A 19,472-nucleotide genomic window follows, 5' to 3' on the forward strand; every position below is an offset into this window, starting at 1 on the left:
CCTCACGACGCGACGGGCCGCGCCCGTCGCTCAACCCGGCGTCGGCGCTGGGCTCTCGGTGCGATCATCGCCGTCGGTCGGCGCGGCCGCCTCGCTATCGTCGGCCGAGGCCTCGGACGGCCGGGCGGGCGTGTCGCCGCCCTGGGCGGTCGGCGTGCGCGTATCGCGCGGCGCCGGCGCGGCGGGGGCCTGCTCGGCGGCGCGGCGGGCCGTCCCGGTGGGCACGCCAAGAATGCGCAGCCGGCTGGCGATGCCAGCGGCCGCGGTCATCTCCCCGACCAGGTCGAATTCCGACAGCGGGCTCTCCGACGGGCACTGTGCGTCTGGGAAGCCGAAGCGCCCGCGCAGTTCCAGGCCGCAGGCGGTCATCGCCTCGACGTCGCGGTCGGGTGCATTGCAGGTCGCGTCGAAGGCGCGGATGTAGGAGTCGCGGCGCGCAACGAAGTCCTGGCCGCACTTGCGCATCAGCCGCAGCCGGTCGAGGTCGTCCTGCGCCGGATTCACCCCGTCCAGGCCATAGAGCTTGAGCTCTTCGGGAGTGAGGATGCGCAGGCTGCGGTTGGGCACGGCCATCATCAGATCGGCGACCGCGACGGCGGCGCCGTTGCGCTCGAGGTAATCGCGCACCCGGCCGTAGACCGCCCGCAGCTCACGGTTGAGTTCGGCCCGCGTCGACGCGCTCGAGCTCATGCGGATGATCCGGTGGATGCCGACCCGCCCGCCGATCAGCCGGGTGTCGCCGCCGGCGAGCAGGAAGACGCAGGAACTGTGGCAGGCCGCGCCTTCGCGCACCCAGATCGTCCAGCGCGACTCGGCGATCACGTCGCCGGCGCGGATCGCTTCCTCGACCATGCCGCCGCTCGAATCCAGATCGAGCACCCGCTTGTCGATCTTCAACTCGTCGGCGACCGCGGCCAGGCGCTGCATCAGCCGGGTGAAGTCCTGGGTCACGCGGCCCTTGAAGCGCAGCCGGAACACCCCGCGCTCGGCGCACGGCGCCATCGCCTCGCGCAGCGCTGCGCGGTCGAACGCCTTGAGCACATCGCCGTCGCCGGCATTGGCATAGTCCAGTTCGCAGCTCAGCGACGCGGTCGCGCCTTCGAGCGTCATCGGCGACCAGTCGACCTCGGCCGGATTGGCGGTTTCGGCAGGCAGCGGCGCCACCTCGGGCAGGTCCTCGGTCGCGAGCGGCGCGGTACTGACCGCCCCGCCCTCCTCCGGACTGGACACCTCGACGGTCTCCACCGCCTGGTCGACGGGCGCAGGCGCGCGCTGGCAGCCGACCACGGCCAGGCACAGGATCAACGGCAGGCACGAACGCCAGGACGACATGGACGCAATGGACTCCGGCTAGGGGGCGCGAAATGATCCGTCCAGTGTAGGGACTTGGCCGACGACCGTCCGAATGCGATGTGAATGCAACCGGAGCGCCGGCGCCCAGGGCACGCTCAGCGGGCCAGCCGCGGCAGCAGCGCCGCGTGGAACTGCTCGGGCGCCTCGACCTGCGGCGAATGCCCCAGCGCCGGAAACTCGACCAGTTCGGCATCGGGAATAACCCGGACCGCGCGCCGACCGAGCGCCGGGTAGTCGCCCAGCCGCGCGGCGATGGGCGGCGGCGCACGTTGGGCGCCCGGCGCGGTGCGGTCCTTGCCGCCGATCATCAGCAGCGTCGGTACGCGCAGCTTCGCGAACTCGTGCACCACCGGCTGCGTGAACAGCATCTCCGAGGTCTGGGCCTGGTTCCAGGCCACGATCTCGCCGTCGGGGCCGGCGTACAGGCCGGCCAGCATCTCGACCCAGCGGTCATAGCGCGGGTCCCAGTGGCCGTCGTAATAGAACTTGCGCTGATAGGCGCGGATGCTTTCGGCGGTCGTCCTGCGCTCGCCTTCCATCAACTGATCGACAGTCGCGTACGGCACACCCTCGGCCTGCCAGTCCTCGAGCCCGATCGGATTGACCAGCACCAGCTGCGCGACTGCATCGGGATACTGCAGCGCGTAGCGGGTCGCCAGCATGCCGCCCATGGAATGGCCGATCAGCACCGGGCGCTCGACGCCCAATGCCTGCAGCAGCCCGTGGATGTTGGCGGCAAGCTGGGCGAACGAGAACTGGTAGCCGCGCGGCTTGCTCGATGCGCAGAACCCGATCTGGTCGGGCGCGACGACTCGCCAGCCGTCGGCGACCAGCACCGCGATCGTGTCTTCCCAGGTCGCGGCGCAGAAGTTCTTGCCGTGCAGCAGCACGGCCGTGCGCCCGTTGCCCGAGCCCGCCGGCCGCACGTCCAAGTAGGCCATCGACAGCGCCTGGCCCTGGGAGGTCAGCGCCTGCGCCTGGCGTGGAAACTTGGACTCCAAGCCCTGCAACTCGCCGCCGTCGGACGATGCATAGGCCGACCCGGCCGACAATGCGGCGAGCAACAGGACGAGCGAACACGGGCGCGGCATGGAAAACCTCGTACGGGCGTGCGTCGACGATGATGCCATCGGCTGCCGGCAGTGCGACCGGCTCAATGCGCGGGCACCGTCCACAGGTAGATGCGCGTGCCGTCGACCTCCTGCGTGACCTCGGGCGTCCACTGGTCGGCCATGTCAAAGGCGTGGCTGACGATCCGCGTGCCGGGCTTGAGCTCGGCGAGCAGCTTGGGGCGCAGTTTCACATTGAGGCTCTGCAGCAGATACAGCGTGACCACGCTGGCCTCGCTGATGTCCTCCTGGAACAGATCGGCCTCCTTGAACGTGACCAGGTTGGTGACGCCGGCCGCCTCGGCATTGGCGTTCGCCTCGCGCACGCGCACTGGGTTGATGTCGATGCCGACTGCGCGCACGCCGAAGCGTTGCGCCGCCGCGATCGGGATGCGGCCATCGCCCGAGCCCAGGTCGTAGAGCACGTCACCCTCGCCGACCTTGGCCAGGTTGAGCATCGCATCGACCACCGGCTCTGGCGTCGGCACGTAGATCACGTCGGGCTCGCGCGACGGCGGCGGCGCGCCTTCGGCAAACGGCGAGTCCGGGCCGATCTGTGCGGTGACCGTCGGCACCGCGGTCGGCGCGCTGCCTGCACTCGCTGCTGCGGGGAGGTCCGCATCGGCCGTGGTCTGCGGCGGCTGTGGTGCCTGCGCACAGGCCGTCATCAAGGCGGGCACCAGCACACAGAGTGCGCGCGCGGGACTGGACGGGATCGATCGGATCATGGCGAGGTCTCCTCGGGGCGGATGGACGACGGTCGAAGCCTAAGCAACAGCAGCCCGCCGATGGCGAGCACGACCACGCCGACCAGCGCGCCGCGGCCGGTGTAGGCCAGGCTCGCGTACAGCAGGTAGGCGCTGGTCGCGCAGAACAGCAACGGCAGCGCGGGATACAGCGGCACCCGGAACGGGCGCGGGCGGTCGGGGTCGCGCCGGCGCAACACGAACAGCGCAATGCCCACCAGCAGAAAGAACAGCCAGAACACCGGCGCGGTGTATTCCACCGCGACCTCGAAGCCATCGCGCGCAAAGGCGCCCAGCACCACCAGGGCCAGTGCCAGCACGCCCTGGACCAGGATCGCCGCACGCGGCGCGCCGCTGCGCGCATCCCAGCGGCCGATGACGCCCAGTGCCGGAAAATCGCGCCCGACCGCATACACGCTACGCGCGCCGGTGATCAGCGTCGCGTTGGCCGAGGTCAGTGCCGCGGCGACCACGATCGCACTCATCAAGGCCGCACCGCTCGGCCCGAACACCCGGCCCATCACCTCGGCCGCGACGGCGTTGTGCTCCGCCATGCCGCCCAGGCCGAGTACGCGCAGGTAGGCCAGGTTGACCAGCACGTACAGCGCGGCGATCGCGATCAGGCTGAGCAACAACACGCGCGGCATCCAGCGGCGCGCATCGCGGACTTCGGCGGTGATGTAGACCGCCTCGTTCCAGCCGCCGTAGGTCAGCAGTACGAACACCAGGACCAGCCCGATTGCGCTGTCGCCGCCGCTGCCGGGTACCGGCGCGATGTCGGTCGGCGCGAACGCTAATCCCGCGACGACGATCAGCAGCACCCCGGCGATCTCGGTGATCGTCAGCCACGTCTGCACCACCGCGCTCTGCCGCGTACCGACCCAGTTGATCGCCGACAGCGCGATCACCGCCGCAGCCGCCACCAGCGCCGATGCGCCGGCGCCCAGATCGAACAGCTGCGCCAGGTAGTCGCCGACGATGAAGCACAGCAACGCGATCGATCCGGTCTGGATCACCGCCATCCGCGCCCAAGCGAACAGGAAGGCCATGCGCGGCCCAAAGGCGCGGCGCAGGTAGGCGTAGTCGCCGCCCGCCTGCGGGTAGGTCGTGGCCAGTTCGGCGTAGCAAAGTGCACCGACGATCGACAGCGCACCGCCGGCGACCCAGGCGAGCAGCAGCATCACTTCGCTACTGGAGGCGCCGGCCACCAGCGAGGGCGTGCGGAAGATGCCGGCGCCGACGACGATGCCGATCGTGATCGCGAACGCATCGCGCGCACGCAAGGTGGCACGCGGGGGCGCAGGGTCGGCCATCGCGGGCCGGCGTTCGCTTGCGTCCATGAGGGTCCAGAGTGACGGCAGGTCACCGACGGCGAACCGACGGCGCGGAACTGCTGGGCGATTGGATTCAACCACTGCGGCGATGGCAGGCATGTGAACGCGGCCGCAGCACCGCACGCTTCTGCGGACGCGTGCACACCAAGGCGCGACGCGCGATCCCACGCACAAGTGGCCGCCCGCGGTAGCGCCGCCGCGCGCTGTGGCAGCGGCGCGCACTGGGGCGGCGACGCGCACTGGGGCGACGGACTGAGGACCGCCTCCAAGTCGGTTTGCGCGTGTCTCCCTCCCCCGCTTGCGGGGGAGGACCGGAGTGGGGGCGAGCCGCCGACGGCAGGCGTGGCGTCAGCGGTCGCGCATCGCCTCGAGCACGCCGAACAGACTGCGCAGATCCTGCGCGTTATGCAGGCCGACACGGCGCAACTTGTCGGCGCTGCCGCCGCGCAGATAGCTCAGCCATGCCGCCGGCGCCTCGCTGCCCGGCAGGTCGTCCTCGCGCAGCACGCCGAGCAGTTCGCGCTCGACGGTCGCCAGCCGGCAGTTGGCCCAGACGCCGCGATAGCGCCGCCGCACCGGATGCAGCAGGTCGACGTGACGCAGGTCGATCAATGGATCGCGCATCCGCGCCAGGCGGTAGCGCGTGGTCAGCAGCGGACGGTCGTAGCAGCGACCGTTGTAGCTCACCAGCACGGTCTCACGTCGCAGCCAACTGGCGAAGACCTTCAGCATCTCGCGCTCGGCGCCGAGCGTGGTGATACACAGCTGACGGATGCGCAGCCGGCCGTCGACGAAGTCCGCCGCGCCAATCATGAAGGCACGCGTGCCGGTGCCGCCGGCCAGGCCGGTAGTCTCGGTGTCGAACGCCAGCAGGTCGCCGCGCTGCGCGGTGTCATGGCGGATGTCATGCAGCGCCAGTTCGGCATCGTCGTGCGGCCAGGCCGCGACCTGCTCGAGATAGCGCAGGCCCGGTGCGATCTCCTCGCCCGGCAGCGTGCGATCGACCGGTGCGGCTGGGCGCGGCGCCATCGCCGGGGTGCGCAGCTTCATCAGCTTGCGCAGTTGCTCGGCCACGAGATCCGGCGAACGCTGCGCATCGGCGCGTGGCCACTGCGCGCGCGGCGGCAGCGCGGGCGCCATCGGCCGGGCCGGCGCGACGCTCGGAAGCACCGTGCCGGCCTGGCTGCGCAGCAATCCCAGCCGCTTGGCCAGCGCGCTCATGGGTGCGCGCTCATGCGGCCACCAGCAGGTCGAGCACACGCGCGGCCAGTTGCCGCGGCGTGCGCTCGGCGTCCTCCTCGGACGCGAGGATCGGCCCCACGCAGGCCGGGCAGCCGGCGCGACAGCCGCAGCCGCCGATCAGCGCCGCGGCCTGCGCGAGCAACTCGTCGCGGCGCTCGAACAACGGCGAAGACAGGCCGACGCCGCCGGGGTAGTTGTCGTAGAGGTAAAGCGTCGGCGCGAAGCGGCCGATGTGGGCGATGTCGAGCGCCGCGCCCTCGCCGTCGCGCAATTGCCCGCGCCCGCGCTGGTCGGCGGTCGCGAACCACGTGCCATCGCCGCTGCCCACGGCTTTCTGCAGATCGCGGCTCTCGGCCATCACCGCGACCTGGGCCACCAGATGCAGCGCGTACGAAGCGCCGAGGAAGCCGTCGAGCGCCTCGTGGCGCGCGTCGAACGCGGCATCGAGCGCGCGCTGCGGCAGCTGCCACCACACCGCGCTGGTGTGCAGCTCCTGGTCGGGCAGATTGACCGGCCCGTAGCCGATGTTCTCGTGGGTGTGGAAGCGGATCTTCTTGTAACCCGACACCCGGCGCACCACATGCACCTCGCCCAGATGTGCGCTGCCCTGCCCGGCATCGGCCTGCTCGGCGTCATCGAGCACCTTGAGCTTGGTGTAGTCGATCGCGTCGGTGTAGTAATCGACATGGGTGCGCTGCACATAGGCCTTGCGGCCTTCCCAGTCCAGGCGTTCGACCTGGAACGGCTCGGACTGGATCATGTGGATCGCGCCCTCGTAGAGCGTGAGTGCAGCCGCCGAGTAATCGACCTCGGCGATGATCGTCTGCCGGCCGTCGGTCCGGTCGACGACCACGAAGTTGCCGTCGGCGACCGAGCGCAGGTTCACCGCCTGCGCCGGATAGCTGTCGGCAATCCATTCCCAGCGGTCGCCCTCGTGGTGCAGAACGCCCGACTCGGCCAGCACCTCCAGCCACGGCAGCGGCGCGATGGGGCCGAACATGTCGCCGTCGACGAACGGCAGCTCGAACGCGGCGCAGCGGATGTGATCGAGCAGGATCAGCGGCTGGTCGGGCTCGATGCGCGCGTGCTCGGGATTGGCCTGCGCGAAGAACTCGGGGTGCCGCACCACGTACTGGTCCATCGGCTCGGAGCTGGCGACCAGCACGCCGACCGAGGGCTGCTGCCGGCGCCCGGCGCGACCGAAGCGCTGCCAGGTCGCCGAGATGCTGCCCGGATAGCCGTTGAGCACGACCACGTCGAGGCTGCCGATGTCGACCCCAAGTTCCAGCGCCGACGTGCTGACGATGCCGTCGATGCTGCCCGCGCGCATCTCGCGCTCGGCCGCCCGGCGTTCGGTCGGCAGGTAGCCGCCGCGGTAGGCGCGGATGCGGCGCGGCTTGCGCGGGTCGTGGTCGAAGACCTCCTTGAGGTATTTGGTCAGCACCTCGACCATCAGCCGGGTCTGGCAGAACACCAGCGTCTTGAGGCCGGAGCGGATCGCCAGCCGCGCGATGCGGTTGGACTGCGAGCGCGCCGACGCACGCAGGCCCAGGTCCGGGTTCACCACCGGCGGGTTCCACAGCAGCACGTGCTTGTCGCCGCGCGGCGCGCCGCCGTCGTCGATCGCCTCGAGCTGCGCGTCGTCGACCTCGACCAGCGCGCGTCCGTGCTCGCGGGCATTGCCGATCGTCGCCGAGCACAGGATGAACTGCGGGGTCACGCCGTAGAACGCGCACACCCGCTTGAGCCGGCGGATCACATTGGCCACGTGCGAACCGAACACGCCGCGGTAGGTATGGATCTCGTCGATCACCACGTAGCGCAGGTTCTCGAAGAACTGCGCCCACTTGGTGTGATGCGGCAGGATCGCCTGGTGCAGCATGTCGGGATTGCTGACGACGATGTCGCCGCTGACCCGGATCGCCTGGCGCGCATCGCCCGGCGTGTCGCCGTCGAAGGTCGCCGCGCGCAGGCCGAGTTCGCCGGCGGCATTGAGTTCCAGCAGGTCGGCGACCTGATCCTGCGCCAGCGCCTTGGTCGGGAACAGATACAGCGCCTTGCTGCGCGCGGTGATCGCCGCCGACAGCACCGGCAGCGTGTAGCACAGCGACTTGCCCGACGCGGTCGGCGTGGCGACGACGACATGGCGGCCGGCCTGGGTCGCGGCCCAGGCCTGGGCTTGATGGCTGTAGAGCCGGTCGATGCCGCGGCTGCGCAGCGCGCGCGCCAGCGCCTCGGGCACGTCGGCGGGCATCGGCGCGTAGCGGCCCGGCTGGCCGGGCAGTAACAGGCTGCCGGTGATACGCCCGGGATACTTGGCCGACAACTTGGTCGCAAGCGCCGTGCCGGGCGCAGTGTCGGCCGGGGTCGCAGGCAGCGAGTCGGGTTTGAGGATCGCGTTCAGACAGCACGCTCCGGGCGGCAGGCGGGGCGCGAGCGTGCCCGCGCGTCGTCTCACGACGCGAGACTGCGCCGCAGGCGCCTTCGTTCACGGGCGCAGGACCGTTCACGCCCTAGCATCGGGCGCTCCTTATCCCCCGTTTGGAGACACCGATGCAGACCCTCGACGGAAAGACGATCGCCATTCTCGCCACTGACGGCTTCGAGCAGTCGGAGCTGGAAAAACCCCTGCAGGCCTTACGCGAGGCCGGCGCCCGCGTCGACGTCGTATCGCCCGGTGATGCCAAATCGATCAAGGGATGGGACCAGAGGGACTGGGGCCGCAGCGTCGATGTCGACGTGTCGCTCTCCAAGGCCGATCCTGGCCGCTACGACGCGCTGGTGCTGCCCGGCGGGCAGATCAATCCCGACAACCTGCGCAAGGACGCCGATGCGGTCGCGTTCGTGCGCAATTTTGGCCAGAGCGGCAAGCCGGTCGCCGCGATCTGCCACGGTCCCTGGCTGCTGGTCGAGAGCGGTCTGGCGAAGGGCCGCAAGGTCACCTCGTGGGCGTCGATCAAGACCGACCTGGTCAACGCCGGCGCGGACTGGCAGGACGCGGAGGTCATCGTCGATGGCAACCTGATCACCAGCCGCAAGCCCGACGACATCCCGGCGTTCAACGCCGCGATCGTCAAGGCCGTCGCAGGCTGATCCTCGAGGCCATGCCTGAATGCCGGGCTCTGATCGCCCGGCTCTGAACACTAAGCTGGAGACCACGCCGATGACGATCGAACTGCAGATGCTGGCCGGGTCGATCGTCCTCGGCCTGGTTCACGTACTGATCGCGGCCGGATTTTCGACTGCGCAACGCGGCCTGGCCTGGAACGCAAGCAACCGCGATGGCGCAGTGCCGCCGCTGACAGGCGCCGCGCAGCGGCTGTCGGCCGCGAGCCGCAACTTTCTCGAGACCTTTCCGTTCTTCGCCGCCGCGGTGCTGGCGGTGGTGCTGGTCGGTCGCGCCGACGCCACCACCGCACTGGGCGCTCAGCTCTACCTGTGGGCACGTGTGGCCTATCTGCCTGTTTATGGCATCGGCATTCCTTATCTGCGCAGCGCCATCTGGACGGTCGCGATCGTGGGGCTGGTGATGGTGCTCGCGGGGCTGTTCTGAACGCGTCCGCGCTGTCATCGAAATCCAACATTGGATTCACGGAAAACAGACGATCTGCGCCGTAGCCTGCGCGCTCCCCAGTTCCTGGCAACACGCAGATGGCCCGTTCCGAATCCGATCACATGCTCGTGCTTTCGCTGGGTCGCAATGGACGCGCGTCATACCCCGAGCGTCCCTGGGAAGAGATCGAGCCGGTGCTGCGGCGGGTCTGGGAGTTCGATGGCCGCCTGCGTGCCTGGCACGACGTCCGCGCCGAAGTCCAGGCGGCCTGGCATGCGCACGAGACGCGCCCGCGTCGCGAACGCCGTCGTACATCCGCAACCGACCAAGTCAGCCGCGCGGTCTGACGCCTGCGCGGCATCGCCTCGACGACAAGGCGTCGCGGTACGCCATCACGCATGATGCCAGCATGACCGGTCACTACCGACTTGTCACCACGTGGCGCACACACCCTCTTGCCGCTCGCATGACGTGGTCACGTCGATAGTGTCTCCACCGTAGACCGGAGACCCTCATGAGCAAGGCCAACCCTACCCGCCCCAGTGCGCCCAGCGAAGAATCGTCGCTGCGCGACCGCGAGGATCTGCCGCCCACGCGCGGGCCGGCACTGAAGGACCCGCGTTCGCAGTCGGCGATCGACAACATTGGACTCGACGACCAGGCCGATCTGCTCGACCCCGAACTCGACGACCAGATCGGCGACCGTGACGCGAACGGGCATTCGTTCGCCGACGACGTGCGCAGCGATACCGGTGTGGAGAACGGCGAGCCGAAGTGAATGCATGTGTGCCCGGTGCCGTCCTCGGCCCGGGCACAGCGCATGGCGCGTGGTCAGACCCCAGGACGGCGGTACAAGGCCGCGTTGATGCACGAGAACACGCTGACGATGAACCAGCCGAAGGGCAGCAGCGAGACCGTCAGCAGCCAGGTGATCGCGAATGCGATGCAGCCGGCCAGAAACCACAGCACCGCCGACAGCAGCCGACCCTGAACCAGTTGCCCGAGGCCGGGCACGATGAAACTGCAGATGGCGGCGATGACATTGCCGGCCGAACCCTGTCCACTCATGAAGCCATCTCCTGCACGTTGGAATGAGGCGATGGTCCACGAGGCGCGCGCGGCGCGATGTGAATACGCGTTTCCGACCACGGGAGGTCACTGCGGTCATTAAGGCAGGCCACCTGCCCGCGACGCGCACCTGCGGGCGGTGCGACGCTGGCATCGTGTGACATCCCCCAAGCCGACACCCTGACCCGGACTCGGATTCTGCAACAAGCAACGGACGCATTCGGCCAAGAATGCGCCCGTTGCTTGGTGTCTGCGGAACTGCTGGTGCTTGTGGAGCTGGGACGTCAGCGGACCCGGAAGCGGTCGTTGTCGTCGCGGCCGCTGCCGGTGTACTCGCCGCTGGTGTAGCGGTCATGCGACACGTAGGCGTCCTCCACCGCGGCCTTGGCGCGGTCCCATTCCAGGCGCGACGTGCCGCGACGTGTCGCCCAGTCGCGTTCCAGTTCGCCTGCAAGCGTCTCGTCCCAGCCGCGATCGGCGTGCCGCGAACGCGCATAGGCGCCATAGCGGTATGCCGGCTGGTAATCCTCGTAGCGGTCGTCGGCGTTGCGATACGGCGCGTTCTCGAATGCCTTCGCGTAATAGTCGTCGCTGCGCTGGTACAGAACGTAGGTCCGATCCGTCCGCTCCCAGGCATCGCGGACCGCCGGCTGCGCGTCTTCCCACGCCAGCTTCGACTCGGCCTTGGCCGACTCCCAATCTCGGCGCAGCTGCGCCTCCGATTCGTCCCAGCCGCGGGTCCGGTCCGCCTCGCGGGCCTGCAGGCCGAAGCCGTAGGCGGGCGCGTAATCGCGGTCGTAGTCATGCTCCGGCTTGATGTAAGGGCGGTCGCGATGCGCCTGCCGCCAGTACTCCACTTCGCCGGTCGGATCGATCCGCTCGGCCACGCCCTTGCCGATCGCCGCCCCGGCGACCACGCCGACCGCAGCACCGATCAACGTGCCGACCGGCCCGAATACGGTTCCGGCAGCCGCGCCGGCCGCCATGCCGCCCGCGGTGCCGCCCACACCGACGCCGACCGGATGGGCGCCGGGCGTCTTGGTGATCGGGTCGCGGTTGAGATCACGTCCGCAATCGCGGATATCGTCGTGCTTGGTCATGCGCTTGGCTCCGTTGCTGGAATGAGCAAACACCGTGCGGGTCGGGCGATGAAGCCGCCGTGGCGAAATCGGGAATGCGCGCCCGTTGCGTTCAGCTGTCGCGCCCTGCCATATCGACATTGCGTCGGCCCGCACCAGCACGCGGGCGCTGCAATCGCGGCAGCGCGCCGACCACCAGCAACGCGACGAGCGTGGTCGCCAGCGCCACCATCTCCTGGCCCATGCCAGCCGCCATGCCGATCGCCGCGGTCATCCACACCCCGGCCGCCGTCGTCAGGCCCTCGATCCGCTCGCCCTTGTCCAGCTTGAGGATCGCGCCCGCGCCAAGGAAGCCGATGCCCGAGACGATGCCCTGCATCACACGGGTCACCTCGGCGCCGTCGATATCCGACAGCAACGGCGCGAGGACGAACAGCGCCGAGCCGATCGAGACCAGGATGTGCGTCTTCAAGCCCGCGGCGCGGCCCTTGTGTTCGCGCTCCCAGCCGACCATGCCACCCAGCAGCGCAGCCACCAGTACGCGCACCACGATGGTGGTCAAGGTGTCGGGATCAGGCAGCGCCAGTTCGCGCGCCACGGCATCGAGCACTTGATCGAGCACGCTCATCGCACATGGCCTCCAGCGGCGGCAGGACGAACGACGCAGGTCGCGGTCGGCATCGGGGCACTCCGTGATGGGATGTGCGCAGGACGCTAGCGCGCGGCGGGTCTGGCCGCGGTGATGGCGCGTGCTGCGCCTTGCCCCCGACGCACGCCATGCGGCTGAGGCGGACGCGCACGTCTCGAAGGGTCCTGTGGGCGCCGATCATTCCATGCCAGGCGGCGCGACATGCAGGCAGCGAATGGCCGACCGAACTTGCGGATCGACCGTCTGCCGTCCTCGCCGGGCTCGGGGCCTGGCATGCAAACGGGGACGGCGTGCGCCGTCCCCGTTGGTCACAGAGCACCGCGCCGGATCAGTCGACGCAGATCGTCCACGCCACGCCGTCACGCACCCGCTGCTGGCAGCCGAACGGATTGGTATCGACGCTGCACTGGCCCTGCACGCGCGCGCTGTCGACGGTGCCTTCCGGCGCCAGGCACTGGCCCTGGCACTGCTGGCTGTCGGTACAAGCCTTGCCAGCGTCCACGGTCTGCAGCAGGCACTGCGGCACCGGCGCCCGCCCCAGTTGCTTCCACTCGCCGCCACGTTGCAGACAGTCTGTCTCGTTGGTCACCGACGCCACCGCGGGACCGGCCTTGGGCTGGACGGTGTCGCGCTCGGCCGGCGCGCTGCAGGCAGCCAGCAGGGCGATAAGCAGGACGGGAACGATGCGCTTGAACATGGGTGGGCTCTCGCCAGACGAAGGAAGGCCGAGTCTAGAACCGTCGATGTGAATCCGGCAGCAGATCGGCGTCAACTCCCTCCCCCGCCTGCGGGGGAGGGCTGGGGTGGGGGCACGCCGTCGCCTCAGCGCCCGCCCTGCCCGCGGTCGCGCATCGCGTGCGCGTCGTCGAGCCAGTTCGCGCCCTTGTTCCTGAGAAAGAACACGTAGACCACCAGCGACACGGCGATCACCGTCGTCGCATAGATCACGAACGCGGTGACCTGGTCAGACTTGAGCGCAGCCTGGTAGAGCACCGGGGCGGTTCCGCCGAAGGCCGAGTTGGCCAGCGCGTAACCCAGGCCGACGCCCAGCGCGCGCACGTGGGTGGGGAACAGTTCGGCCTTCACCACCGCGTTGATCGACGTATAGCCGGTCAGGATCACAAAGCCCACGCCCAGGATCAGGAATGCCGACAGTGCGCTGGTCTGCTGCGGCAGCGCGGTCACCATGTAGCCGGTGTACAGCACGCCGCCGATGCCGAAGAACACCAGCAGCGACTTGCGGCCGATGATGTCCGACAACCAGCCGCCGACCGGCTGCAGCACCATCAGGAAGGCCAGCAACGCCAAATTGATCCAAGTGCCGGTGATCGCATCGCCACCGGCAAACGCGGTCTGGATCATCTTCGGACCGTTGACCGAATACGTGTAGAACGCGATCGTGCCGCCGGCGGTGATCAAGAAGCACAGCAGCAGTGGACGCCACTGGTTGACGAACAGTTCGCGCAGCGACCCCGAGGCGCGTGCGCCGCCGGTCTTGGCGGCCTCGATCGATTCGGTCTCCAGCGACTCGTCCATCGTGCGCCGCAGCCAGAACACCACGATCGCCGCGACGCCGCCCAGCGCAAAAGCCAGGCGCCAGCCCCACTCGGAAATCTGCGTGGTGTCGAGCGACAGCAGCATCGCCAGCAACGTGGCTTGCGCCAGCACATGGCCGCCGACCAGGGTCACGTAATGGAATGAGGACAGGAAGCCGCGGCGGCCGGGAATCGCGGCTTCGGACATGTAGGTCGCGCTGGCGCCGTACTCGCCCCCTGTCGCGAAGCCCTGCACCAGACGCGCAAGCAGCAGGATGATCGGCGCGGCGATGCCGATCGTGGCGACGGTCGGGGTGATCGCGATGACGAACGAACAGCCCGCCATCATCGACACCGAGACCGTCAGCGCCAGGCGCCGGCCGTAGCGGTCGGCGAAGCGGCCGAAGTACCAGGCGCCGATCGGGCGCATCAGGAAGGTCATCGCGAAGATGCCCCAGACGTAGAGCGTGGCGTTCTTGTCCTCGGGCGAGAAGAACTGCGACTCGAAGTACGCCGCGAACACCGAGTAGACGTAGACGTCGAACCATTCGACAAGATTGCCGGCCGAGCCCTTGAGCGTGTTCGACACCGACCGGCGCAGGCTGACGGGCTGGGTCGCGCTGGGCGCGGCGGAAGACGCGGAATCGCTGGACACACGCATGGGGAGAGGCTCGCCGGTCGAGGGCGGGCGAGTATAGGGACCCGGGGCGGAAGACCACGTCGGTGATTGCGGCGCGTCCGTAGGCCGCGCAAACAGGCGTGGCCTGGCCGCAGCCACCCTCGCCTACTCGTGCGCGATCAGGCCGGCCCCGCCTCCGCACCACCGCGCGCCAGCGGGTCGGGCAGTGGTTCGCCGGTCGCCACGAACGACAGCGACACCGAGTTGAGGCAATGCCGCTCATAGGTCGGCGGCGGCCCGTCGGGGAACACGTGCCCCAGGTGGCTGCCGCAGCGCGCGCAGACCTCCTCGACGCGGATCATGCCGTGGCTGGTGTCGCGGATGCGGCCGATATGCGCTTCGTCGATCGGCGCGAAAAAGCTGGGCCAGCCGGTGCCGGAGTCGAACTTGGCGCTGGAGCGGAACAGCGGCAGGCCGCACAGCCGGCAGCAATAGGTGCCTTCGCGCTTGTTGTCGAGAAACACGCCGCAGAACGGCGCTTCGGTGCCGTGGTGCAGCAGCACGCGACGCTCGTCGGCGGACAGGCCCGCTTCCAGGGCGGTGCGCTCGGCGGCGCTGGGCGGACGCAGATCAAACGAGGACACGGCATGCTCCGGTGGCGATCGACCTTCCACAAGCTGGCGATGCACAGACCGCATTGCAAGCCCTGGCCAATGCGCCGCGTCCCGCCGCTCGGCGGCCCACGCAGGCCCACGCGACGCGTGCGGCGGACTACTCCGTCCGCAAGTCGAGCCCTGCGTCCACCAGCGGTTTGAGCACCCCGACATCCTCGACCGGCGACTTCGCCAGCCGCAGCGTGCGCAGCCCGTGCATAGCGCGCAGCGGCGACACATCGCGCACCTGCGTCTCCTCCATCGTCAGCCAGCGCAGCCTGGGCAGCCTGGCGAGCACCGAAACGTCGTCGACAGGCGTGCGCGACAGATCAAGCGTTTCGAGCAGCCGCAACGAGACCAGCACGGTCATGTCGTCGAACGAGGTGTTCGCCAGGTCCAGCGTCTGGAGCGCAGTCAACGCCGCGATGACCGAAAAATCGGTTACCGACGTCCCGCGCAGGCCCAGGTCGATGAGGTGGGTATGGCCGGCCAGCGCCGAGATGTCCTGCACCGGTGCGTTGACCAGCGACAGCCGCTCGAGCCGGCGCAGGCCCGCAACCGGCGCGAGCGCGGCGACCCGGGTATCGTGCAGATGCAACAGGCGCAGGGCGGGCATCCCGGCGACCACATCGATGCGCTCGACCCGGGTCGAACCCAGCGCCAGTGTTTCGAGCTGCCGCATGCCGGCCAGCGGCGCCAGGTCGGCGATCGTGCTGCCGGCAAGTCCGAGCTCGGTCAGCCCGGTCAACCCGGCCAGCGGCCGATAGTCCACGACCTGGCTGTTGGCCAGCGACAAGGTCTTGAGCATCGTGAGCTTCGCCAAGGGCGCGATATCGGTGAACGGATTATTGTTGAGCAACGCGCTTTCGAGCGCGGGCAGGCCGGCGATCGGCGACAGGTCGTCGATCGCGTTGTTCCCCAGATCCAGCGTCCTGAGCGCGGGCTTGTCGCGCAGGAACCCGATGTCGCGCACGCCTGCGCTGGCGAGGTTGAGCAGGCGCAATTCGCCGAGCGCGGCAATCGGTGAGAGATCCTGGACTTCGGTCTCCGACAGCGTCAGCACGCGCAGATCCGGCAACGTGGCGAGCGCGGAAATGTCGCGCACCAGACTGCTCGTCAGATACAGCGTGCGCAGCGCGGGCAGGCCCGACAGCGCGTCAAGGTCGCCGATCCGCGTGCCATGGAGGTTGAGTGTTTCCAGGGTGCGCAGCGCCGAGAGCGGCGCGATGTCGTGCACCGCGGTCTCGTACAGACTGAGGGTCTTGAGCGCGCGCAGGCCCGCCAGCGGCGCGACATCGACCACGCCGGACCGGCTGAGGTCGATCGACTCGAGTCCGTCCAAGGCCGCCAGCGCGGACAGATCGTGCAACTGCGGCAATTGCATCAGATCGAGCGTCTTGCCGTCGAAGCCGGCATTGACCGCCATGATGTCGGCGGCGGCGATGCCGGGATTGTCGGCTGCCAGAGCGGCCGCGAGCCGCGCGAGCGCCGCATCCGGCGCTGCCGGCAGGTCACATCGCGCACGCACCGTCTGGTCGTGCACATAACCGCTGCGCAACGTGCCGCCGCGCGCGTCCAGCAGGCTCACGCGATGGTAGCCATACCCCTCCGGCGTGGTGATGGTGTCCTCGATGCGCAGGCGCTGCCCGTTGGGCATTCGCGCCGTCGCCGGATACTGGCGCGCGCTCGGCCCGTCGCGCAGGTGGGTGTAGGGGCTGGCGGCGTTGCAGACCTGCACGAACGTCCCGCGTTCGGCCGGCGCCGCCAGGGCCACCGGCACCACGCCCACGAGCCACGCCGCGCATGCGGCCAGACACTCGATTCGCTTCATTGCCGCGCTCCCCATTGTCGGATCTTGCTTCTGACCTGGTGTCAGACCCGCCGCACGCACGATGCGCCCGGCGCACGCCCCATCTCCTGCGCGGCCAAGGTCTTCGCCGCGCGATTCGCGTCAGCGTGACACAGTCAGGCGAGCATCGGCAGATCGAGGCCCTGCGCCTTCGCGCACTCGGCGGCGATGGCGTAACCGGCATCCGCATGCCGCATCACGCCGGTCGCCGGGTCGTTCCACAGCACGCGTTCGATGCGCCGGTCGGCGGCCTCGCTGCCGTCGCAGACGATCACCACACCCGAATGCTGCGAGTAGCCCATACCGACACCGCCGCCGTGATGCAGCGACACCCAGGTCGCCCCGCCGGCGACGTTGAGCATCGCATTGAGCAGCGGCCAGTCGCTGACCGCATCGCTGCCGTCGCGCATCGCCTCGGTCTCGCGGTTCGGGGAGGCGACCGAGCCCGAATCGAGATGATCGCGGCCGATCACAATCGGCGCCTTGAGTTCGCCATTGCGCACCATCTCGTTGAACGCCAGGCCCAGCTTGTGGCGCAGGCCCAGCCCGACCCAGCAGATCCGCGCCGGCAGGCCCTGGAAGGCGATGCGCTCGGCGGCCATGTCGAGCCAACGATGCAGGTGCGGGTCGTCGGGGATCAGCGCCTTGACCTTGGCGTCGGTCCTGGCGATGTCCTCGGGGTCGCCGCTCAGTGCGACCCAGCGGAACGGGCCGATGCCGCGGCAGAACAGCGGACGCACGTAGGCAGGCACGAAGCCGGGGAAATCGAAGGCGTTGTCCAACCCCTCGTCCTTGGCCATCTGGCGGATGTTGTTGCCGTAGTCGACGGTCGGGATGCCCTGCGCGTGGAAGGCCAGCATCGCCTCGACATGGACGCGCATGGAGGCCTTGGCCGCGTCGCGCACCGTGTCGGGATGGGCGGACTGCTCAGCCAGCCAGCGCTCGACCGTCCAGCCGATCGGCAGATAGCCGTGCACCGGGTCGTGCGCGCTGGTCTGGTCGGTCACGCAGTCCGGACGCACGCCGCGCCGCACCAGTTCGGGCAGGACCTCGGCCGCATTGCCGAGCAACGCGATCGATTTCGCCTCGCCTGCCTGGGTGTAACGCGCGATGCGCGCCAGCGCGTCGTTCAAGTCGGTGGCCTGCTCGTCGACGTAACGGGTCTTGAGCCGGAAATCGATCCGGCTCTGCTGGCATTCGACCGTCAGCGAACACGCACCGGCCAGGCTCGCGGCCAGCGGCTGCGCGCCCCCCATGCCGCCCAGGCCCGCGGTCAGGATCCACTTTCCGGTCAGGTCGCCGCCGTAGTGCTGACGGCCCATCTCGACGAAGGTCTCGTACGTGCCCTGCACGATGCCCTGACTGCCGATATAGATCCAGCTGCCGGCGGTCATCTGGCCGTACATCGCCAGGCCCTTGCGGTCGAGTTCGTGGAAGTGTTCCCACGTCGCCCAGTGCGGCACCAGATTGGAATTGGCGATCAGCACCCGCGGCGCGTCGGCATGCGTGCGGAACACCCCGACCGGCTTGCCCGACTGCACCAGCAGGGTCTGGTCGTCCTCGAGCGTCTTGAGCGTCTCGAGGATGGCGTCGTAGCAGGCCCAGTCGCGCGCGGCGCGGCCGATGCCGCCGTAGACCACGAGATCCTCCGGGCGTTCGGCGACCTCGGGATCGAGGTTGTTCTGCAGCATGCGGAACGGCGCTTCGGTCAACCACGAGCGGCAGGTCAGGGTGCTGCCGCGGGGCGCGCGGATCATGCGGGACGGGTCGTGGCGCGAGGCGTCGGTCATGGCGGCACTCGATAGGGCGATGGCCCGATTATCGCACCGGCACACCGGACGGCCTGACGCGCTGCGGCGTGAACGCCGCGGCCGGCGGCCGCTATGCTCGCGCGCATGCGTCCCATCTCGCTCGCCATTGCCGCCATGCTCGCTGCCTCCACCACCGCCGGTGCGTCGCCCGTGCCTGCCCCCGTGACGTCTGCCGCCGATACGAGTGTCCCGCGCGTGCTGGTGTTCACCCGCACTGCGGGCTACCGCCACGACGCGATCTCCACGACGATCGCGACCCTGCGCGCGCTCGGCGCGCAGGCCGGCGTCGAGATCGAGGCGAGCGAGGACCCCACGCATTTCGACGACGCGACGCTGGCCGGCTACCGCGCGGTCGTGTTCGCGCACACCACGCGCGAGGTGCTCGACACTGAGCAGCAGGCGGCCTTCGAACGCTATGTCGGCCACGGCGGCGGCTACCTGGGCATCCACGCCGCCGCCGACAGCGGCTACACCTGGCCGTGGTACGGCGCGCTGGTCGGCGCCTGGTTCGCACGTCACCCCGAGGGACTGCAGGCGGTGCGCGTGGTGTTCGAACAGGACGCGGCGCCGCTGGGCCGACGCGACTGGCGGGTCGTCGACGAGATCTACGACTACCGGCGCAACCCGCGTGCGGACGTGCGGGTGATCGCGTCGGTCGATCCGCACTCGCATGCCACCGGCGGTATGGGCGACGACCACCCCATCGCGTGGTGCCACACGCGCGCCGGCGGCCGCGCCTGGTACACCGGCCTGGGCCACGACCCGGCGCTGTACGCCGACCCGGTGTTCCGCGCGCATCTGCTGCAAGGACTGCGCTGGACGACCGGCCAGTCCGACGACTGCTGAGCCCGGACACGAAAACGCCCGGACAT

The 19,472-nt window shown here is 69.4% G+C and carries 19 protein-coding genes; 5 read left to right on the forward strand and 14 right to left on the reverse strand.

The window, feature by feature from the left end:
- Nucleotides 1-30: 30 nt before the first annotated feature.
- From WAF18_RS10270 to WAF18_RS10295, 6 genes are all read right to left on the reverse strand, one after another.
- Nucleotides 31-1,332 (reverse strand): hypothetical protein, encoded by a 1,302-nt coding sequence (locus tag WAF18_RS10270; RefSeq protein ID WP_337245000.1) that lies wholly within the window; start codon nucleotides 1,330-1,332, stop codon nucleotides 31-33.
- Nucleotides 1,333-1,448: 116 nt separating this feature from the next.
- On the reverse strand, nucleotides 1,449-2,444 hold the full coding sequence (locus WAF18_RS10275; RefSeq protein WP_337245001.1) for an alpha/beta hydrolase: 996 nt from the start codon (nucleotides 2,442-2,444) through the stop codon (nucleotides 1,449-1,451).
- Nucleotides 2,445-2,506: 62 nt separating this feature from the next.
- Complete coding sequence (locus WAF18_RS10280; RefSeq protein WP_337245002.1) at nucleotides 2,507-3,190, reverse strand: class I SAM-dependent methyltransferase; 684 nt, start codon at nucleotides 3,188-3,190, stop codon at nucleotides 2,507-2,509.
- The gene (locus WAF18_RS10285) at nucleotides 3,187-4,548 is read right to left on the reverse strand and encodes an amino acid permease (RefSeq protein WP_337245003.1); all 1,362 of its coding nucleotides are present in this window, start codon (nucleotides 4,546-4,548) and stop codon (nucleotides 3,187-3,189) included. The genes WAF18_RS10280 and WAF18_RS10285 overlap by 4 nt, the downstream gene beginning before the upstream one ends.
- Before the next feature lie 342 nt (nucleotides 4,549-4,890).
- Nucleotides 4,891-5,763 carry a ribonuclease H-like domain-containing protein gene (locus tag WAF18_RS10290; RefSeq protein WP_337245004.1) on the reverse strand — a complete coding sequence of 291 codons (873 nt, stop codon included), beginning with the start codon at nucleotides 5,761-5,763 and terminating at the stop codon, nucleotides 4,891-4,893.
- Nucleotides 5,764-5,773: 10 nt separating this feature from the next.
- Nucleotides 5,774-8,161 carry a DEAD/DEAH box helicase gene (locus WAF18_RS10295; protein ID WP_337245023.1) on the reverse strand — a complete coding sequence of 796 codons (2,388 nt, stop codon included), beginning with the start codon at nucleotides 8,159-8,161 and terminating at the stop codon, nucleotides 5,774-5,776.
- A gap of 176 nt (nucleotides 8,162-8,337) precedes the next feature.
- Between WAF18_RS10295 and WAF18_RS10300 the strand changes: the two genes are divergently transcribed.
- The 4 genes from WAF18_RS10300 (at nucleotide 8,338) to WAF18_RS10315 (ending at nucleotide 10,115) form a co-directional block, all read left to right on the forward strand.
- Nucleotides 8,338-8,877 carry a type 1 glutamine amidotransferase domain-containing protein gene (locus WAF18_RS10300; RefSeq protein ID WP_337245005.1) on the forward strand — a complete coding sequence of 180 codons (540 nt, stop codon included), beginning with the start codon at nucleotides 8,338-8,340 and terminating at the stop codon, nucleotides 8,875-8,877.
- Nucleotides 8,878-8,947: 70 nt separating this feature from the next.
- Complete coding sequence (locus tag WAF18_RS10305) at nucleotides 8,948-9,337, forward strand: MAPEG family protein (protein WP_337245006.1); 390 nt, start codon at nucleotides 8,948-8,950, stop codon at nucleotides 9,335-9,337.
- Nucleotides 9,338-9,435: 98 nt separating this feature from the next.
- Nucleotides 9,436-9,684, forward strand: a complete 249-nt coding sequence (locus tag WAF18_RS10310) for a hypothetical protein (RefSeq protein WP_337245007.1) — start codon at nucleotides 9,436-9,438, stop codon at nucleotides 9,682-9,684.
- Nucleotides 9,685-9,851: 167 nt separating this feature from the next.
- Entirely contained in the window at nucleotides 9,852-10,115 is a 264-nt protein-coding gene (locus tag WAF18_RS10315; protein WP_337245008.1) for a hypothetical protein, read from the forward strand.
- A 53-nt stretch (nucleotides 10,116-10,168) separates the two neighbouring features.
- Here WAF18_RS10315 and WAF18_RS10320 read toward each other — a convergent pair whose 3' ends face one another.
- From WAF18_RS10320 to hutU, 8 genes are all read right to left on the reverse strand, one after another.
- Entirely contained in the window at nucleotides 10,169-10,405 is a 237-nt protein-coding gene (locus WAF18_RS10320) for a hypothetical protein (RefSeq protein ID WP_241945614.1), read from the reverse strand.
- A 284-nt stretch (nucleotides 10,406-10,689) separates the two neighbouring features.
- The gene (locus WAF18_RS10325) at nucleotides 10,690-11,505 is read right to left on the reverse strand and encodes a hypothetical protein (RefSeq protein WP_337245009.1); all 816 of its coding nucleotides are present in this window, start codon (nucleotides 11,503-11,505) and stop codon (nucleotides 10,690-10,692) included.
- 91 nt (nucleotides 11,506-11,596) lie between these two features.
- Complete coding sequence (locus WAF18_RS10330; protein ID WP_183426191.1) at nucleotides 11,597-12,112, reverse strand: MgtC/SapB family protein; 516 nt, start codon at nucleotides 12,110-12,112, stop codon at nucleotides 11,597-11,599.
- Between the two features lie 349 nt (nucleotides 12,113-12,461).
- A complete protein-coding gene (locus WAF18_RS10335; RefSeq protein WP_337245010.1) occupies nucleotides 12,462-12,830 on the reverse strand; it encodes a hypothetical protein in 369 nt (122 codons plus the stop codon).
- 125 nt (nucleotides 12,831-12,955) lie between these two features.
- The gene (locus WAF18_RS10340) at nucleotides 12,956-14,329 is read right to left on the reverse strand and encodes an MFS transporter (RefSeq protein WP_337245011.1); all 1,374 of its coding nucleotides are present in this window, start codon (nucleotides 14,327-14,329) and stop codon (nucleotides 12,956-12,958) included.
- Nucleotides 14,330-14,466: 137 nt separating this feature from the next.
- A complete protein-coding gene (gene msrB / locus WAF18_RS10345) occupies nucleotides 14,467-14,931 on the reverse strand; it encodes a peptide-methionine (R)-S-oxide reductase MsrB (RefSeq protein ID WP_337245012.1) in 465 nt (154 codons plus the stop codon).
- A 127-nt stretch (nucleotides 14,932-15,058) separates the two neighbouring features.
- Nucleotides 15,059-16,771 (reverse strand): leucine-rich repeat domain-containing protein, encoded by a 1,713-nt coding sequence (locus tag WAF18_RS10350; protein ID WP_337245013.1) that lies wholly within the window; start codon nucleotides 16,769-16,771, stop codon nucleotides 15,059-15,061.
- A 134-nt stretch (nucleotides 16,772-16,905) separates the two neighbouring features.
- On the reverse strand, nucleotides 16,906-18,579 hold the full coding sequence (gene hutU, locus WAF18_RS10355; RefSeq protein ID WP_337245014.1) for a urocanate hydratase: 1,674 nt from the start codon (nucleotides 18,577-18,579) through the stop codon (nucleotides 16,906-16,908).
- Between the two features lie 105 nt (nucleotides 18,580-18,684).
- On the opposite strand from hutU, the gene WAF18_RS10360 reads away from it, so the two are divergent.
- The gene (locus WAF18_RS10360; protein WP_337245015.1) at nucleotides 18,685-19,446 is read left to right on the forward strand and encodes a ThuA domain-containing protein; all 762 of its coding nucleotides are present in this window, start codon (nucleotides 18,685-18,687) and stop codon (nucleotides 19,444-19,446) included.
- Nucleotides 19,447-19,472: the final 26 nt, after the last annotated feature.

The organism is Luteimonas sp. gir, assembly GCF_037198055.1.
Lineage (GTDB): Bacteria > Pseudomonadota > Gammaproteobacteria > Xanthomonadales > Xanthomonadaceae > Luteimonas > Luteimonas citri_A.

Excerpts from the sequence above, each read along its gene's own strand:
- WAF18_RS10270 (WP_337245000.1), bottom strand. The coding sequence starts at position 1,332 with ATGTCGTCCTGGCGTTCGTGCCTGCCGTTGATCCTGTGCCTGGCCGTG.
- WAF18_RS10275 (WP_337245001.1), bottom strand. The coding sequence starts at position 2,444 with ATGCCGCGCCCGTGTTCGCTCGTCCTGTTGCTCGCCGCATTGTCGGCC.
- WAF18_RS10280 (WP_337245002.1), bottom strand. The coding sequence starts at position 3,190 with ATGATCCGATCGATCCCGTCCAGTCCCGCGCGCGCACTCTGTGTGCTG.
- WAF18_RS10285 (WP_337245003.1), bottom strand. The coding sequence starts at position 4,548 with ATGGACGCAAGCGAACGCCGGCCCGCGATGGCCGACCCTGCGCCCCCG.
- WAF18_RS10290 (WP_337245004.1), bottom strand. The coding sequence starts at position 5,763 with ATGAGCGCGCTGGCCAAGCGGCTGGGATTGCTGCGCAGCCAGGCCGGC.
- WAF18_RS10300 (WP_337245005.1), top strand. The coding sequence starts at position 8,338 with ATGCAGACCCTCGACGGAAAGACGATCGCCATTCTCGCCACTGACGGC.
- WAF18_RS10305 (WP_337245006.1), top strand. The coding sequence starts at position 8,948 with ATGACGATCGAACTGCAGATGCTGGCCGGGTCGATCGTCCTCGGCCTG.
- WAF18_RS10310 (WP_337245007.1), top strand. The coding sequence starts at position 9,436 with ATGGCCCGTTCCGAATCCGATCACATGCTCGTGCTTTCGCTGGGTCGC.
- WAF18_RS10315 (WP_337245008.1), top strand. The coding sequence starts at position 9,852 with ATGAGCAAGGCCAACCCTACCCGCCCCAGTGCGCCCAGCGAAGAATCG.
- WAF18_RS10320 (WP_241945614.1), bottom strand. The coding sequence starts at position 10,405 with ATGAGTGGACAGGGTTCGGCCGGCAATGTCATCGCCGCCATCTGCAGT.
- WAF18_RS10325 (WP_337245009.1), bottom strand. The coding sequence starts at position 11,505 with ATGACCAAGCACGACGATATCCGCGATTGCGGACGTGATCTCAACCGC.
- WAF18_RS10330 (WP_183426191.1), bottom strand. The coding sequence starts at position 12,112 with ATGAGCGTGCTCGATCAAGTGCTCGATGCCGTGGCGCGCGAACTGGCG.
- WAF18_RS10335 (WP_337245010.1), bottom strand. The coding sequence starts at position 12,830 with ATGTTCAAGCGCATCGTTCCCGTCCTGCTTATCGCCCTGCTGGCTGCC.
- WAF18_RS10340 (WP_337245011.1), bottom strand. The coding sequence starts at position 14,329 with ATGCGTGTGTCCAGCGATTCCGCGTCTTCCGCCGCGCCCAGCGCGACC.
- WAF18_RS10350 (WP_337245013.1), bottom strand. The coding sequence starts at position 16,771 with ATGAAGCGAATCGAGTGTCTGGCCGCATGCGCGGCGTGGCTCGTGGGC.
- hutU (WP_337245014.1), bottom strand. The coding sequence starts at position 18,579 with ATGACCGACGCCTCGCGCCACGACCCGTCCCGCATGATCCGCGCGCCC.
- WAF18_RS10360 (WP_337245015.1), top strand. The coding sequence starts at position 18,685 with ATGCGTCCCATCTCGCTCGCCATTGCCGCCATGCTCGCTGCCTCCACC.